Consider the following 15,205-nt stretch of genomic DNA (forward strand, 5'->3'; position numbering starts at 1 on the left):
ATATAGCTTCATGCAATTGTACGAAAATCAGGAAATTAAAGTATACAATTCCTTATCAGGAAAAAAAGAAGTTTTCAAACCCATAAATGAAGGCCACATAGGCATGTATGTTTGTGGACCAACAGTCTATAGCAATGTACACTTAGGAAACTGTAGAACTTTCATGTCTTTTGATATGATTTTCAGATACTTTAGACACCTAGGTTACAAAGTACGTTATGTTCGTAATATTACTGATGCAGGTCATTTAGTCGATGATGCAGAAGATGGCGAAGATAAAATTGCAAAAAAAGCAAGATTAGAAAAGTTAGAACCGATGGAAGTCGTTCAGCGATACACTGTTGACTTTCATAATATATTAGAGAAATTTAATTTTCTACCTCCTAGTATCGAGCCGACTGCTACAGGACATATTATAGAACAAATTGAAATTATTAAGGATATTCTTGAAAAAGGATTTGCCTATGAAACCAATGGCTCTGTTTATTTCGATGTCGCTAAGTTCAACGAAGAGCATGAGTATGGTAAATTAAGTGGTCGTAAGCTTGAAGACATGATTGCTAACACCCGTGATCTTGCTGCTCAAGACGACAAGCACAATCCACAAGATTTTGCTCTTTGGAAAAAAGCTGAACCACAACATATTATGAGATGGCCTTCGCCATGGGGCGACGGATTCCCAGGGTGGCATTTAGAATGTACTGCCATGAGTACAAAATACTTAGGTGAAACATTCGACATTCACGGAGGCGGAATGGATTTAAAATTCCCGCACCACGAATGTGAAATTGCACAGGCAGAAGCTTGTAATGGCAAAAGCCCGGTAAACTACTGGCTACATGCCAATATGTTGACCTTGAACGGAAGAAAAATGGCTAAATCTACCGGAAATAGTATTTTACCTGGTGAGATATTTTCTGGTGAAAACGAGATTCTGAGCAAGCCCTTTTCCCCTTCAATGGTGCGTTTCTTTATGATGCAGGCACATTATACCAGCATTTTAGACATGAGTAATGATGCTCTATTAGCATCTGAAAAAGGTTTTAACAAATTGATGGAAGCTATCAATTCATTAAAATCTTTAGAAACTGGGAAAACGACCGATTTTGATGTTGCAACTTGGAAAGCATCATGCTACGCAGCCATGAACGATGATTTTAATTCGCCCATCTTAATTGCGAAGCTATTTGATGCCGTTAAGCACATCAACCTTATTAAAGAAGGTACTGAATCTATTACCGAAGAAGATAAACTTGAATTAGAAAACACCATACACAGCTTTGTCTTTGATGTTTTAGGTTTGGAAAACAAAAGTAGTTCTATTGCCGATACCGAAAAATTAGGTGGTGTAGTTGAGTTATTAATCGAATTACGTAAATCAGCAAGGGAAAATAAAGATTTTGCCACATCTGATCAAATACGTGACCAATTGGCAGCATTAGGTATTCAATTAAAAGACGGCAAAGAAGGTACCACTTACAGCCTTTAAGTTTAATCTAAAAATCTAGATTTTTGAATTTTAGACTGGTATTCGCCAGGAGCTATTTGTTGCCTTGTTTTAAAAACTCTATTAAAGTAAGATCTACTTTCAAATCCGCAATCGAGATATACATCTTTAATACTTCGCTTAGGATCTTGCAGTAAACCAACAGCTAATTTTATACGCTCATTATTTATAAACTCAACAGGGGAGATACCCAACTCTAGTTTAAAAGTTCTATAAAAATGTGACGGACTCATACAGGCTATTTTACTAAGTGCGTCTACAGTTAATGCCTTATGCACATTATCTCTAATGTAACGTATAACTTCTGTCAGCCTACTTTCTTTTTTAATGGATAAAGTAGCGTTACTGTAAATTTTTCGTTCGTTTGTCTGTAGAATTCTAATAATCAGTTCACGTAACATATTATCTACAAATAAATCTTTAGAAGGGTGCTCTTCAGAAAACAAGAATAAAAGTCGTTGTATAATTTGATATATACCCCTGTCATTTACAAAATGAAAATTGTAGTCCATTAATCCCCATGCATCCTTATTACTTTTAGGCATGTTTTCATTCATGAATTGCAATACTTTATTTATTTTATCCTCAGAGATAGCCATTGCCAAACATCTAGTTGGGTTCTTTGCCATTGCTTCAGGGAAATCTATACACATACCTTCATTTGCCGGTAAAACCAAAGACTCACCTGGTAAAAAATCAAATGATTCATAATCACGTAAATGCATAATCTTCTTTCCTTGAATCATACTGGCCAAAACTGGTTGTTCAAATTTTAAAAGAACACTAGCTGCTTGTTCATGCGTTTCAAAAACATGCATGGCCGCATTATTCATTGTATAAGAGGTTTGGTTTTCAACCATGGTCTCTAAACGTCTCCCTTTTAAGAAATTATCAGCTAAATGAATCACAATGTTTTTAATTTTATATTATGGAATTTACAAAAAATTATACTTAAAAAAATCATAATATCATTAAATGATAGAATAGTTCACACTATTCGTAGAATGCGTCAGGCATAATCAAAAACTGATCGGTACATTTAGAATATCATATTGACTACTTCAATATGCCTTCTTCTAATATTAACTTAAATCAGATACTATGAGCACAACAGCAACTGTAGAAAAAGACGTACTTCAAAAACCCAAATTTAAAAACCAATATGAAAATTTTATTGGTGGAAAATGGGTTGCACCAAGCAAAGGAGAATATTTTGACAACATCTCACCAGTAGATGGTAAATCATTTACCAAAATACCTCGATCGACAGCAGAAGATATAGATATGGCAATTGATGCCGCTTGGGTGGCCGCAAAATCTTGGAACGCCTCTTCTGCAACGGAAAGAAGTAATATGCTTTTAAAAATCGCCGATAAAATAGAGCAAAATTTAGAAGTATTGGCAAGAGCTGAAACATGGGATAATGGTAAAGCAATTCGCGAAACCAGAGCTGCAGATTTACCTTTGGCCATAGATCACTTTAGATATTTTGCGGGAGTCATAAGAGCGGAAGAAGGTTCGGTCAGCGAATTAGATTCTAATACAGTTGCCTTAAATATAACAGAACCCTTAGGTGTCGTTGGTCAAATTATACCATGGAATTTCCCCTTATTAATGGCTACTTGGAAATTGGCACCAGCATTGGCAGCCGGTAACTGCGTAGTTCTTAAACCAGCAGAACAAACCCCTGTAGCAATTTTAATATTAATGGAAATCATTGAAGGTATTTTACCAGATGGTGTTCTAAACGTGGTTAACGGTTTTGGTGCAGAAGCAGGCAAACCATTGGCATCTAGCCCAAGAATTGACAAAATTGCATTTACGGGTGAAACTACCACCGGGCAATTAATTATGCAGTATGCATCTAAAAATATTACTCCCGTTACATTAGAACTTGGCGGTAAATCTCCGAATGTATTCTTTGAAAGCATTATGGATGCCGATGATGATTTCTTCGACAAGTGTTTAGAGGGTGCGAATATGTTTGCATTAAACCAAGGCGAAGTTTGTACTTGTCCGTCACGTATGTTAGTTCAAGAAAGTATTTATGACATGTTTATAGAAAGAGTAATCGAACGTACCAAGGCAATTAAGATGGGGCATCCTTTAGACCCTAACACTATGATGGGAGCTCAAGCTTCTAACGACCAATTTGAAAAAATTCTTAACTATATACAAATAGGTAAAGAAGAAGGTTGTGAAGTACTAACTGGTGGCGAGCAAGCATATAACGAAGGTTTAGAAGGTGGCTACTATGTTCAGCCTACGATTTTAAAAGGACATAATAAGATGCGTGTTTTTCAAGAGGAGATTTTTGGTCCCGTGCTTTGTGTTACAACTTTCAAAGATGAAGCAGAAGCGATAGAAATTGCTAATGACACTTTGTATGGACTAGGTGCTGGCGTGTGGACACGTGATACACACCAAGCATATCAAATTTCTAGAGCTATAAAAGCAGGTAGAGTTTGGGTAAACTGTTATCATTTATACCCTGCACACGCTCCTTTCGGCGGATACAAAAAATCAGGGATCGGTAGAGAAAATCACAAAATGATGTTGGCTCACTATCGTCAAACCAAAAACATGCTAATCTCTTACGATAAGAAAAAAATGGGATTCTTTTAAACAACAAAATTTATATGAAAACTAAACGAGTATTAGTAACCGAAAAAGCAACTGCTGTAATCTCAGAGCTCAAAAAGAAGCATGGCGAACTTATGTTTCACCAAAGTGGTGGTTGCTGCGATGGCTCTGCGCCAATGTGCTTTGAGAAAGGTGAATTAATGCTCGATGATAACGATGTATGCCTAGGCAGAATTGAGGGTTGTGACTTTCATATGTCGCGAGATCAATTTGAATATTGGAAACACACTCAACTCACCATTGATGTTACGCCAGGTATAGGTTCAAGTTTTTCATTAGAAATACCCATGGGTATTCGATTCTTGATCAAATCTAGATTGTATTCTGAAGAAGAAGCTGAACATTTAGAACCGATAAGAATTGGTGCTTAGAAATAATGATAATTAGATACAAGTCCTGATGATTTTCATCAGGACTTCTTCTATTAACTAAGTTGACACATTTGTAGTAAATTTGTAATCTCAATTTATATCTGTGAACATCTCAATAAAAAAAATACTTATTGCCCCTTTTGTATTTCTAGTCCGTTTTTACCAAGTGGCAATATCCCCATATACTCCCGCTACATGTAGATACTCACCAACGTGTTCTCAGTACACTTTGGAAGCATTAAAAAAGCACGGTTTATTTAAAGGTGGATGGATGGCGACCAAACGTATTTTCAGCTGCAACCCCTGGGGTGGAAAAGGGTATGACCCCGTTCCCTAAGTAAGTTTCAAATACGATATTTCAAGTTCAAGTTCAAAATTCAAATTCAAAAATCAAGTTCAAGTTCAAGTTCAAGTTCAAAGTTCAAGTCAAAACACAAATACGAAGATGTCTTGAATAAAAATTTATGATATAGTAACTCAAGACCCTTGTTATTTTAAACTACACATTTCTTTTCCCATTCATTTTTTTATTCTCTCATTTCTATTCTCTTTTTTCTATTCTTTTTTTTCTATTTTTTTTTCTATTCTCTAATTTCTATTCTCTCAACTCTCTCTTTTAACTAAATGCAAAACCGATTTTCCAATTCTAAAGCCTAGGGAGATTTCTATTTTATTATCTTAGCCTTTCAAAATTCAACACATGCATTTCTTAGGAATTACTTGGAATCCGAACGAGACACTTTTCAACATCGGATTCATACAAATAAAGTACTACAATCTTCTTTGGATTACCGCCTTTGCTTTAGGTTGGTTTATAATGAAAAAGATATTCCTCAACGAGAAAAAATCTGTCGAGCAATTAGACTCCCTTTTTATATACACAGTTTTAAGCACCATGTTAGGTGCCAGATTAGGTCATGTTTTCTTTTATGATTGGGCTTACTACTCTAACCATCTTGTAGAAATCTTAATTCCTGTTCGCGAAAGTGATTCAGGTAGTTTATTATTCGGATTGATAGATGGATATGAATTTACCGGTTTCACAGGCTTAGCTAGTCACGGTGCCACAATCGGTATTATTATCGGCACGTATTTGTACACCAGAAAATACCCTGAATTTAAAATGCTTTGGATATTTGATCGAATGGTAATACCTGTCGCCATCGGATGTTTTTGTGTACGTTTAGGTAACTTTTTTAATTCTGAAATTAACGGTAAAATCGTAGATGAAAATTTCATATTCGCTACTAAATTCATTCGCGATTCAGACGACTTACATCCATCAAAAGCATTAGGCATTACACAAGAAAAAACTTTAAATGCCGCATATGCCGCGATTGAGAACAATCCGCAATTTTCTCAGTATTTAGCTGAAATTCCATACCGTCACCCGGCACAATTATACGAAGGTGTAGGCTATATTTTAATATTTGTTCTACTGTACTTCCTATACTGGAAAACTGACAAAAAGAACAAACCAGGGTATTTATTCGGACTGTTTTTTGTGTTACTATGGACTGTTCGTTTCTTAGTGGAATTCGTTAAGAAAAGCCAAGGCGGATTCGAAGAATCTTTAGGGCTACTATCAACCGGCCAATGGTTGAGTATACCTTTTATATTAGTCGGATTCTATTTCATGTTCAGAAAAACTAAAACTGCATAAAATTGAAGACTATACATAAAAATTCGATTATTTTAATAGTTGTAGCACTGCTAATTTTTTCTTGCAAAGAAGAGTCTAAAAAAACTATAGCTACGCAAAGTATAGATTTCACTCATGAAGGAGACTTGTCTGTCTTTTTAAATTCAACTGATACGGTAAAAACCAAGTTCAATATTGAGTTTGCAGAAACTGATTACGAGACCCAAACCGGACTTATGTACCGAAAGGGAATGGATAATAATCAAGGGATGCTATTCATTTTTCCTGATGAGAGAATGCATTCTTTTTACATGAAGAATACAGAATTTCCATTAGATATTATTTACATAAAAGAAGATTTAAAGATTGCTAGTTTTCAAGAAAATGCACAACCACTAAATGAATCTGGGCTTTCTTCATTGGTACCCATTAAATATGTTTTAGAAGTTAATGGAGGTTTATCACAAGAATTGGGGCTATCTATTGGCGACAGCATTAGCTTTAGCAGAAAATAGATTACCTGCTTTTTATATTTTATAGCAACCTAATGCCAGAAAACGTATTATTTAACGAAGAATCTGAACGATTGCTTTTTAAAAAAGTACAACCATCAGATTTTGAGAGCTGGCTATCTTTTCATGAAGAACCTTTAAGCAGCCAATTCTGGTCAGGATTACCATCAGACCCAAAAGAAGCCTGCCAACAACAATTCGATAGCATATTCGAGCGCTATAATGACAACTTGGGGGGCATGAATGCATTGTACTTAAAAGGCACTAATACTTTAGTGGGTCTCTGCGGTCTATTAGTTCAAGAAGTAGATGGTAAAAAAGAATTAGAAATAGGGTATTCTATACTCCCAAAATACTGGCGACAAGGTTTTGCGTTTGAAGCAGCCCAAAAATGTAAACAAGTAGCTTTTGCAAAAGAATGGGCAACCAGTTTAATATCCATCATACAAGTTGACAATATTCCTTCGCAAAAAACAGCTTTAAAAAATGGTATGTTTTTAGATTTCACAACCACTTACCACAACAACGAAGTTCATATTTTTAGAATAAATGCATCATGAATCATTGGGTAATTTATTTAGATAACAATTCTGATAAAAAAGGCTTCTTAAAAGATTTTCAAAAAGGACAAATTCCCAATGAACTTCATGAATTCGAAAATAAAGTCGGAAAATTATTCTCTACATTCACCCTAGAAAAACTAATTGATGAAGAGGATAAACATGATATAAAAATAATCAGTTCAAAAAACCAAGCACTAGAAACCATGTCTAGTGGAGAGCAAAAAAGAGCCCTACTACATTACTTACTGAACGAAAAGCCCGATTATATTATTCTAGATAATCCTTTTGATCATTTAGATATCGCCTTTCAAGAAGAATTAAAAACGATGTTTAAAGATTACTCTAAACACATTTCATTTATTCAGTTAGCAAGTCGCAAGTCAGACACGTTATCGTTCATAAATTGTTATGGCAGGTTGAATAAGAATATGTTCACCATCGTCGAGAATACATCTTCAAATTATAATAACATAACTAGTACTTTCAATGCAGTAAGTATTCCGCAATCCATCACAACATACTCAAATATTGAATCTCCACTAATCGATTTTAAAAACGTTAGCATATCCTACGGAAGTAAAAAAATATTAAATGCTATTAATTGGACAGTAAAGAAGGGAGATTTCTGGCAATTATCGGGCACCAACGGAAGCGGTAAATCAACTATGCTTTCGATGATATTCGGAGACAACCCTAAAGCATACGGTCAAGAAATTTATCTATTCGGGAATAAAAAAGGAAGTAGCGAGAGCGTTTGGGATATTAAACAGAAAATAGGCTACTATGCCCCTGCAATGACGCTTAAGTTCAATGGCAGACATTCTATAGAGCATATGCTCATTTCTGGTTTAAATGATTCCGTAGGGCTTTATACCATCCCGACAGAGTTACAAAAGAGAATCATTAAACAATGGCTACTCTTATTAGATCTGTATCCTATTAAAAATACATATTTCAATACCCTTTCAACAGGTCAACAACGATTGGTAATGACAGCCCGTGCCATGGTCAAAAGACCACCTATTTTAATTTTAGACGAGCCTACTACAGGTATGGACGATGATTCTGCCGCGCTTTTGGTTTCGTTAGTAAATAAGTTTGCTAAAGAAACTGATACCGCTATAATATTTGTTTCGCATAGAAAAGAAAAAGGTCTAAAACCCGAACGGACTTTAGACCTTATACCCAGTGCAAATGGTTCGTCGGGAATTATTAAATAATCGCAAACCTTTTTAAAACAAAAAAGCCGTTCATTTCTGAACGGCTTTCTCTATTTGAGTTAGTTGTATTATCTACTCTTCTTTAACTACCTCACCAGAAGTAATTTTCTTGCTCAATGCATCGAACATTACAGGAGTTGCAATAAATACAGATGAATATGTACCCACAACAACACCTACGATCATTGCGAACATGAATCCTCTTAACGACTCTCCACCAAATATGAAAATAGCCAATAATACTACCAAGGTAGTTAGTGAAGTATTCAATGTTCTACTTAGTGTACTGTTTATAGCATAGTTGATGTTAGAACCGCCTTTCCAGCCGCGTTCTGTCAAAGTCTCACGAATACGGTCAAACACAACCACGGTATCATTCAACGAGTACCCAATAACGGTTAGTATCGCAGCAATAAATGCTTGATCAATTTCCATGCTAAATGGCATTAGTTTACCAAATATTGAGAATACCCCAAGTACAATCAATACATCATGGAATACTGCAGTTACAGCACCCAATGAGAATTGCCATCTTCTAAACCTTAATAAGATATAAAGGAAAACTACAAGCAATGAACCTAAAATTGCCAAAAAAGCATTTTTCTGAATATCATCTGCAATTGTTGGTCCCACCTTTACAGATGCTAAAATACCAACTGCTTCTTCATCTACACCACCTAATACAAAAGCTTCTTTACTAAAACCATCTGGCAAGTACTTTTGAAGTGAGGTATACAATTTATCTTGAATTTCAGTATCTACTTCGATACCTTCTACATCTACTTTATAAGGAGTTGTAATTTTTACTTGGTTAGACTCACCATATGTTTTCACATTTGTTCCACTACCAAATATAGTATTCAATTCTGATGTAATTTCGGAAGGATTAACAGGATGCTCGAAACGTACGGTATACGAACGCCCACCAATAAAATCTACACCTTTTTGCAATCCTGGTCCCGCTAACAATGAGAATAAACCTACTGCTATTAAAATTCCAGATATTACATAAGCTATCTTTCTTTTCTTTAAGAAATCAACATTGATTCCCTTGAAAAGATTTTTCGTAATCGCTGTAGAGAAATCTAAGCTTCTACCTTTCCCTCCAATATACCAGTCAATTAACAAACGAGTGATGAATATTGCAGTAAATAAAGATGTAATAATACCTATAAGTAAAGTAGTTGCGAAACCTTTAATTGGTCCTGAACCAAATATGAATAAGATAATTGCAGTTAAACCAGTAGTAATGTTAGCATCTAAAATAGAAGACAATGCATTACCAAAACCGTCAGCTACAGCTTGGCTTTTCCCTTTACCTTTTGCCAACTCCTCTTTAATACGCTCAAAAATCAGTACGTTGGCATCAACCGACATACCTAATGTTAAAACGATACCAGCAATACCAGGTAAAGTTAACACCGCATTTAAACTAGTTAAGACTCCGAATATCAATAAGATGTTCAACATTAATGCAATATCAGCAAATACCCCTGCTTTACCATAATAACTAACCATCCATAAAAGAACAATTACAAAAGCAATTAAGAATGACATAAAACCACTATCAATAGCTTCTTGACCTAATGATGGACCAACAATTTCTGATGCAATGATTTCTGCAGAAGCAGGAAGTTTACCAGCTCTAAGCACGTTAGAAATATCTTTTGTTTCATTTACTGTAAAATCACCCGTAATTTCTGAACGACCACCAGATATAGGACCTGAAGAAACACCAGGAGCAGTATACACCTTATTATCTAAAACAATCGCAATACCAGTCTGGTTTGTATAAGCATCACCAGTTAATTTTTCCCATTCTTTAGCACCTTTAGTATTCATGGTCATAGAAACAGCAGGCTTGCTGAACTGATCGAAATCGGCTCTTGCATCACTTACTACATCACCACTAATTCTAGGCGTACCATCGCGGTTAGATTTTAAAGCATATAAATCGATAACTTCAGTTTCTTCGGCCGATGGTCTTTCCCATACAAACTTGGTAAACTGAATATCAGCAGGCAATAACCTTCTAATTTCTGGCATTCTTAAATAAGCACCAATTGTAGCCGTATCTTTAATAGCTGCACGAAACATTGCGTTGCTACCTGGGTTAGCAGGAATCAACAATTCGTATAGCGGATTTACTTGTGTAGCTAAATCTAAAGAATCAGCAGAAACATCAGATAATAAAGAATCTAACTCAGTCTCTGCTTTAATTTGTTCTGGTTGCTTAACCTCAACAATCGTTTTTAATTTCTCATTTGCTTGAATAAGGAAGGTACTAAAGCTTGTATTGCTCTGCTTGTACGTTTCCCAAAATTCTAATTGAGCAGTACTTGATAATAAGTCTTGTGCACGAGCGATATCTCTAGCACCTGGTAATTCAACTAAAATACGACCTGAATTACCTACTCTTTGTATGTTAGGTTGTGTAACACCAAAACCATCGATACGTTCTCTTAATACCTCAAAAGCAGAAACAATAGACTCATCTATTTTTCTATTGATAATAGGCTTAACCTCATCATCAGACATTTGAAAGTTAATTTCATCACTAAGACCTTTATTAGCGAAGATATCTGGTGAAGCTAATTTAGTCTCCCCTTTTATCTTATCGAAAGCTTCAAAGAACAAATCGATATACGTATCATCACTATTCTTAGAAGCAGCATCTGCATCAGCTAAAGCCTTGTTGAAAACTGGGCTTTTGGTGTTATTCGCTAATCCTTTCAGGATATCCTTAATAGAGATTTGCAATGTAACGTTGATACCACCTTCAAGGTCAAGACCTTTGTTCAGTTCTTTCTTTTTAGCTTCATTGTAATCGGTAAAGCCAAAAATTGGATTGCTCCCAATAGAATCAAGATAGCTTGCTGCCACCAATTCTCTTTTTGCTACATAACCTTCTTCTGATTCAGATATACGGCTCGTAGCGAAAGTATTCGCTTCTTTCTCTACTTTACTAGTAATGAAAGTATAGGATAGCTGGTAAATACTAACTAACCCAAATAATAAAGCAAAAAGCTTTATAAGTCCCTTGTTTTGCATTTGTAATAATTTAATTTATGTTGATTATTATTTTGAATATTTTAAAAATCTAAGGCAAATAACGTCTACGTGTAGTAGATACGTTGCTTAGAAATATTTTTGAATGGAATTAGCTATTCCCATATACATAAGGGCCAGCCCTTACTTCTGGTATTGTTCGTGAAGTATTATCTATTGCTATTGCAATAGTTTTATTAATCTTATAAGCGGTAACCACAATCGCATCTTGCTCAAAAAGTATGTTTTCACTAAACGGCAAAACTACCGGATGAGAAAACGTTTTAGCATCATGTTGTTGAGGTACAACGAGCGTTGCATTTATTGTAACACCATTTTCAGCTTGCTGATGAAGGTCTAATACGACTAAATTATATTTTTCTGGTAATTGTTCTTTTGGATAATCTGAAGGAAGTTCTTCTTCATTCGCTAATGATAGCTGGTTTTCTTGAGAAAGAAACATCTTAACACTATCAGCATCAACATCACTATAATAACGAATGCTTAATTGCCTACCATCATTTTCAATAATTTGAACAGCATCAACACCTAAGACTTCTAGTTTCTTGGTAATAACCGCCAAAATTTCATCATGAGCAGTTTCTGAAGCTAATTCTACATCTGCAAATTGTAATAAAATTTGTTGATTAGAAGCTTTCTTTTGCTCTTGACATAGCCCCAATAAGGCTAGAATAATAAATAAAGTACTTACGCACCATTTTGCATTCATGCGGCAAATATAAAAAGAAAGATTATTCTAGGTGGTATAATTTTTACAATATATGATTCTGATGCCTACCTTATTATAATAAGAAAGCCTTTATAGTTCAACTATAAAGGCTTCTCTTATATTTATGCGTGTATGAACTACAGCTCTAAAAGTCCGTTTGTTTTAGAAACACCTTCGGCACTTTCTTTCATTTTAGCTTTTTCGGCATCACTTAAAGGAATATCAATAATCTTTTCGATACCATTTTTCCCTAAAATTACCGGTACACCTATACAGATATCTTTTAATCCGTATTCACCATCTAACATCGTTGAGCATGGAAACATTTTCTTTTGATCACAAGCAATTGCCTGAACCATAGAAGAAACTGCTGCACCTGGTGCGTACCAAGCACTAGTACCTAATAATTTGGTTAAAGTTGCACCACCTACTTTAGTATCATCTGCCACTTGTTGTAATCTATCTTCAGACAAGAATTCTGAAACACGAATACTGTTTCTAGTTGCGTGAGATGTTAATGGTACCATACCAGTATCACTATGTCCACCGATTACCATACCATCGATATCAGAAATAGGAGCTTCCATAGCTTCTGCTAAACGGTACTTAAAACGGGCGCTATCTAAAGCACCGCCCATACCAATAATTCTATTTTTAGGAATACCAGTAGTTTTGTGTACCAAATACGTCATCGTATCCATTGGGTTACTTACTACTATAATGATAACATTTGGTGAATGCTTTAAAAGGTTGCTTGATACCGTTTTTACGATACCTGCATTAATACCAATTAATTCTTCTCTAGTCATACCTGGTTTTCTTGGAATACCAGAAGTAATTACAGCAATATGGCTATCGGCAGTTTTGGCATAGTCATTTGTACTACCCGAGATTTTAGTATCAAACCCCATCAATGATGCAGTCTGCATCAGATCCATAGCCTTACCTTCAGCATAACCTTCTTTAATATCTAAAATAACCACTTCTGATGCAAAATCTTTAATGGCAATGTACTCTGCACAACTAGCACCTACTGCACCAGCACCTACAACTGTAACTTTCATTTATTCTTATTTTATGAATTATTATATATAAAATGGAACACCCACCTTATGTGTATTGAATTTTCAATCCAAAAATAGGTATTTATTGACAAATTATGCTATTGAAGTATTGATTTAATTACTTTGAAAAAGCCTTAAAAACGTCGATGAAATGCAGACATTGTTAAAAAAAATTGCGCTTTAACGAAGATATCGTGAATTAGTTACCATACATCGAATTAAAGTAATAACCCATTATTAGTCACGTTAAATATTGTGGATCCCAAATCCAAAATTAAATTAACCTACTTATGACTAAGAAGTTCCTCTCTTTGTTGGCGATATGCGCCATAGTGTTTCTTGCAAACTGTTCTAGAATAGAACAGAATACCGACCCCATTATTGGGATATGGTCTCAATCTAATACTATTACAACAGAAAATTCTGCTAAACAAACCGTACGTAAAGAATGGATTTTCAATGACGTGTTCTTAGGAAGATACCATGAAATTGACGGCAATACCATTACCTTAAAAACAGATTTCAACTGGTCCAAGCAAGACGATATTTATACTGTAGAGTATAAAGGTCTTGAAGGCAAGCCCAACAATGTAATTACCATTAAAGCTACTGAAGATGGATTCTATCTTCTAAAGAAAGATGGTGAAACATTGGCAATAAGGGAATAAACGATTTTAACAGGGCCATGGGAAAAAGGCTGTCCGGAGGGATCTGGGCAGTCTTTTTTATACCCATTGTCGTTCCCTAATAACAATTGAAAAGATTTTTATTACAGTTACCTACGCTTATTTAAAGCACAAAAAAGTCCGATTGAATCTTAACTGATCAATCGGACTTTATCTTATTAAAAGATATTCTTATCTAAACCCAAAGTTAATACCCACTGTAGCGGTATTAAACTCTCCTAAATTGTATTCAGCATTCAATCTAAAGAAACCTAACTTAAGTTTGGTACCTATGGTTCCTGTCACTCCGCTTACCTTTTTGGTAATAGAGAAAGGATCTTCATATGTCTCAGAAGCAAAAGGACCACCAGTTACTCTGTACGTACCTAATACATCTGTAACCGATTTACCGGTAATATAATTAACACCTCCATAAAAATTAATGATTGGCAATTTTGTAGATACTACGGCACCAAATGCCCAACTACTAATTTCTGCCTCTATTCTTTGATTTTCTCCTTCTATTAAATTTGCTTCAGTTAAATCGTAATCACCGTTAATATTGGTATACCCTATTACAGCAGAAATAGCCACAGGTAAAATTTTATCTGCAGGTAATAATTTGGTGAAATCGTGTTGTATACCAACACCGAACAAACCGATTGACGCATCTTCGTAAGCTATTTTTGGCAGAAATCTTGCCTTTACCTCTGTACCCTTAAACAAACCTACACTTGCCTGCACATATCCTGAAGGAACAAAATCGACACCTTCACCAGATAGTCCAGATGGCAATTCAAAAGTCTCACGTACCGTTACTCCCAAAACCTCGCCTTCTACAAACACTTCTGTACCAGAAATATCGCCTAAAGCAGTTGAAACCGCTCTCGCCACACCGGGGTTATCGACAAAATCTAAATTTTGATAATCATTAGGATCCAAGATAAAAGTCTTCTTATCCTCTTTGTTCTTAAATCCTGTAATATTACCAATAATCGAAATTTCAAATCCGCCTAGAGGTTTTGCATCTGCGGTATTATACCAGCCAGTAGACATGCTATAAACTACACTTTCAGAAAGCGGAGCCATATAATCTGTTGTAAATGTTTCTGCATCTTCAACACCTGCCGAAAGCACATTATTAAAATCTGCTTGAGCAGAAGCAGTCAAGCACGTACCAACAAAAATGGTAGTCAATAGATTTTTCATATTTCTAATTTTACCTAAAACTAAAAAACCT

General features: G+C 35.2%; 14 protein-coding genes. 9 read left to right on the forward strand and 5 right to left on the reverse strand.

Translation table 11 applies throughout. The annotated features are described in order from the left end of the window. The first annotated feature begins 10 nt into the window (after positions 1-10). Complete coding sequence (gene cysS / locus ACEN2N_RS01165) at positions 11-1,489, forward strand: cysteine--tRNA ligase (RefSeq protein ID WP_441822618.1); 1,479 nt, start codon at positions 11-13, stop codon at positions 1,487-1,489. Between the two features lie 2 nt (positions 1,490-1,491). Here cysS and ACEN2N_RS01170 read toward each other — a convergent pair whose 3' ends face one another. Next, positions 1,492-2,415, reverse strand: a complete 924-nt coding sequence (locus ACEN2N_RS01170; protein ID WP_441822619.1) for an AraC family transcriptional regulator — start codon at positions 2,413-2,415, stop codon at positions 1,492-1,494. Between the two features lie 193 nt (positions 2,416-2,608). Here ACEN2N_RS01170 and exaC point away from each other — a divergent pair, with 193 nt between their 5' ends. The 7 genes from exaC (at position 2,609) to ACEN2N_RS01205 (ending at position 8,458) form a co-directional block, all read left to right on the forward strand. Beyond that, positions 2,609-4,132 carry an acetaldehyde dehydrogenase ExaC gene (gene exaC, locus ACEN2N_RS01175; protein WP_441822620.1) on the forward strand — a complete coding sequence of 508 codons (1,524 nt, stop codon included), beginning with the start codon at positions 2,609-2,611 and terminating at the stop codon, positions 4,130-4,132. A 14-nt stretch (positions 4,133-4,146) separates the two neighbouring features. Further along, the gene (locus tag ACEN2N_RS01180) at positions 4,147-4,521 is read left to right on the forward strand and encodes a DUF779 domain-containing protein (RefSeq protein ID WP_441822621.1); all 375 of its coding nucleotides are present in this window, start codon (positions 4,147-4,149) and stop codon (positions 4,519-4,521) included. Positions 4,522-4,636: 115 nt separating this feature from the next. After that, complete coding sequence (yidD, locus tag ACEN2N_RS01185) at positions 4,637-4,858, forward strand: membrane protein insertion efficiency factor YidD (protein ID WP_299799031.1); 222 nt, start codon at positions 4,637-4,639, stop codon at positions 4,856-4,858. A gap of 363 nt (positions 4,859-5,221) precedes the next feature. Continuing rightward, the gene (lgt, locus tag ACEN2N_RS01190) at positions 5,222-6,184 is read left to right on the forward strand and encodes a prolipoprotein diacylglyceryl transferase (protein ID WP_441822622.1); all 963 of its coding nucleotides are present in this window, start codon (positions 5,222-5,224) and stop codon (positions 6,182-6,184) included. A 2-nt stretch (positions 6,185-6,186) separates the two neighbouring features. Next, complete coding sequence (locus tag ACEN2N_RS01195; protein WP_441822623.1) at positions 6,187-6,678, forward strand: DUF192 domain-containing protein; 492 nt, start codon at positions 6,187-6,189, stop codon at positions 6,676-6,678. A gap of 32 nt (positions 6,679-6,710) precedes the next feature. After that, positions 6,711-7,235 carry a GNAT family N-acetyltransferase gene (locus ACEN2N_RS01200; protein ID WP_441822624.1) on the forward strand — a complete coding sequence of 175 codons (525 nt, stop codon included), beginning with the start codon at positions 6,711-6,713 and terminating at the stop codon, positions 7,233-7,235. Continuing rightward, complete coding sequence (locus tag ACEN2N_RS01205; RefSeq protein WP_441822625.1) at positions 7,232-8,458, forward strand: ATP-binding cassette domain-containing protein; 1,227 nt, start codon at positions 7,232-7,234, stop codon at positions 8,456-8,458. The genes ACEN2N_RS01200 and ACEN2N_RS01205 overlap by 4 nt, the downstream gene beginning before the upstream one ends. A 72-nt stretch (positions 8,459-8,530) precedes the next feature. On the opposite strand, the gene secDF is transcribed toward ACEN2N_RS01205, so the two are convergent. From secDF to ACEN2N_RS01220, 3 genes are all read right to left on the reverse strand, one after another. Next, entirely contained in the window at positions 8,531-11,509 is a 2,979-nt protein-coding gene (gene secDF / locus ACEN2N_RS01210; RefSeq protein ID WP_441822626.1) for a protein translocase subunit SecDF, read from the reverse strand. A gap of 109 nt (positions 11,510-11,618) precedes the next feature. Next, positions 11,619-12,236, reverse strand: a complete 618-nt coding sequence (locus ACEN2N_RS01215; RefSeq protein ID WP_441822627.1) for a hypothetical protein — start codon at positions 12,234-12,236, stop codon at positions 11,619-11,621. A 137-nt stretch (positions 12,237-12,373) separates the two neighbouring features. Beyond that, positions 12,374-13,300: a malate dehydrogenase gene (locus ACEN2N_RS01220; RefSeq protein ID WP_441822628.1), complete on the reverse strand. Its 927-nt coding sequence runs from the start codon at positions 13,298-13,300 to the stop codon at positions 12,374-12,376. A gap of 290 nt (positions 13,301-13,590) precedes the next feature. Here ACEN2N_RS01220 and ACEN2N_RS01225 point away from each other — a divergent pair, with 290 nt between their 5' ends. Continuing rightward, positions 13,591-13,968, forward strand: a complete 378-nt coding sequence (locus tag ACEN2N_RS01225; RefSeq protein WP_423998243.1) for a hypothetical protein — start codon at positions 13,591-13,593, stop codon at positions 13,966-13,968. A 189-nt stretch (positions 13,969-14,157) separates the two neighbouring features. Here ACEN2N_RS01225 and ACEN2N_RS01230 read toward each other — a convergent pair whose 3' ends face one another. Beyond that, the gene (locus ACEN2N_RS01230) at positions 14,158-15,174 is read right to left on the reverse strand and encodes a DUF6588 family protein (protein ID WP_441822629.1); all 1,017 of its coding nucleotides are present in this window, start codon (positions 15,172-15,174) and stop codon (positions 14,158-14,160) included. Between the last annotated feature and the right edge of the window lie 31 nt (positions 15,175-15,205).

Origin of the sequence: Maribacter spongiicola, from assembly GCF_052119685.1 — a bacterium.
In the GTDB taxonomy this organism is placed as follows: Bacteria; Bacteroidota; Bacteroidia; order Flavobacteriales; family Flavobacteriaceae; genus Maribacter; species Maribacter spongiicola_A.

Coding starts and splice junctions, on each gene's coding strand:
- cysS (WP_441822618.1), top strand. CDS start 11: ATGCAATTGTACGAAAATCAGGAAATTAAAGTATACAATTCCTTATCA.
- exaC (WP_441822620.1), top strand. CDS start 2,609: ATGAGCACAACAGCAACTGTAGAAAAAGACGTACTTCAAAAACCCAAA.
- ACEN2N_RS01180 (WP_441822621.1), top strand. CDS start 4,147: ATGAAAACTAAACGAGTATTAGTAACCGAAAAAGCAACTGCTGTAATC.
- lgt (WP_441822622.1), top strand. CDS start 5,222: ATGCATTTCTTAGGAATTACTTGGAATCCGAACGAGACACTTTTCAAC.
- ACEN2N_RS01200 (WP_441822624.1), top strand. CDS start 6,711: ATGCCAGAAAACGTATTATTTAACGAAGAATCTGAACGATTGCTTTTT.
- ACEN2N_RS01205 (WP_441822625.1), top strand. CDS start 7,232: ATGAATCATTGGGTAATTTATTTAGATAACAATTCTGATAAAAAAGGC.
- secDF (WP_441822626.1), bottom strand. CDS start 11,509: ATGCAAAACAAGGGACTTATAAAGCTTTTTGCTTTATTATTTGGGTTA.
- ACEN2N_RS01215 (WP_441822627.1), bottom strand. CDS start 12,236: ATGAATGCAAAATGGTGCGTAAGTACTTTATTTATTATTCTAGCCTTA.
- ACEN2N_RS01220 (WP_441822628.1), bottom strand. CDS start 13,300: ATGAAAGTTACAGTTGTAGGTGCTGGTGCAGTAGGTGCTAGTTGTGCA.
- ACEN2N_RS01225 (WP_423998243.1), top strand. CDS start 13,591: ATGACTAAGAAGTTCCTCTCTTTGTTGGCGATATGCGCCATAGTGTTT.
- ACEN2N_RS01230 (WP_441822629.1), bottom strand. CDS start 15,174: ATGAAAAATCTATTGACTACCATTTTTGTTGGTACGTGCTTGACTGCT.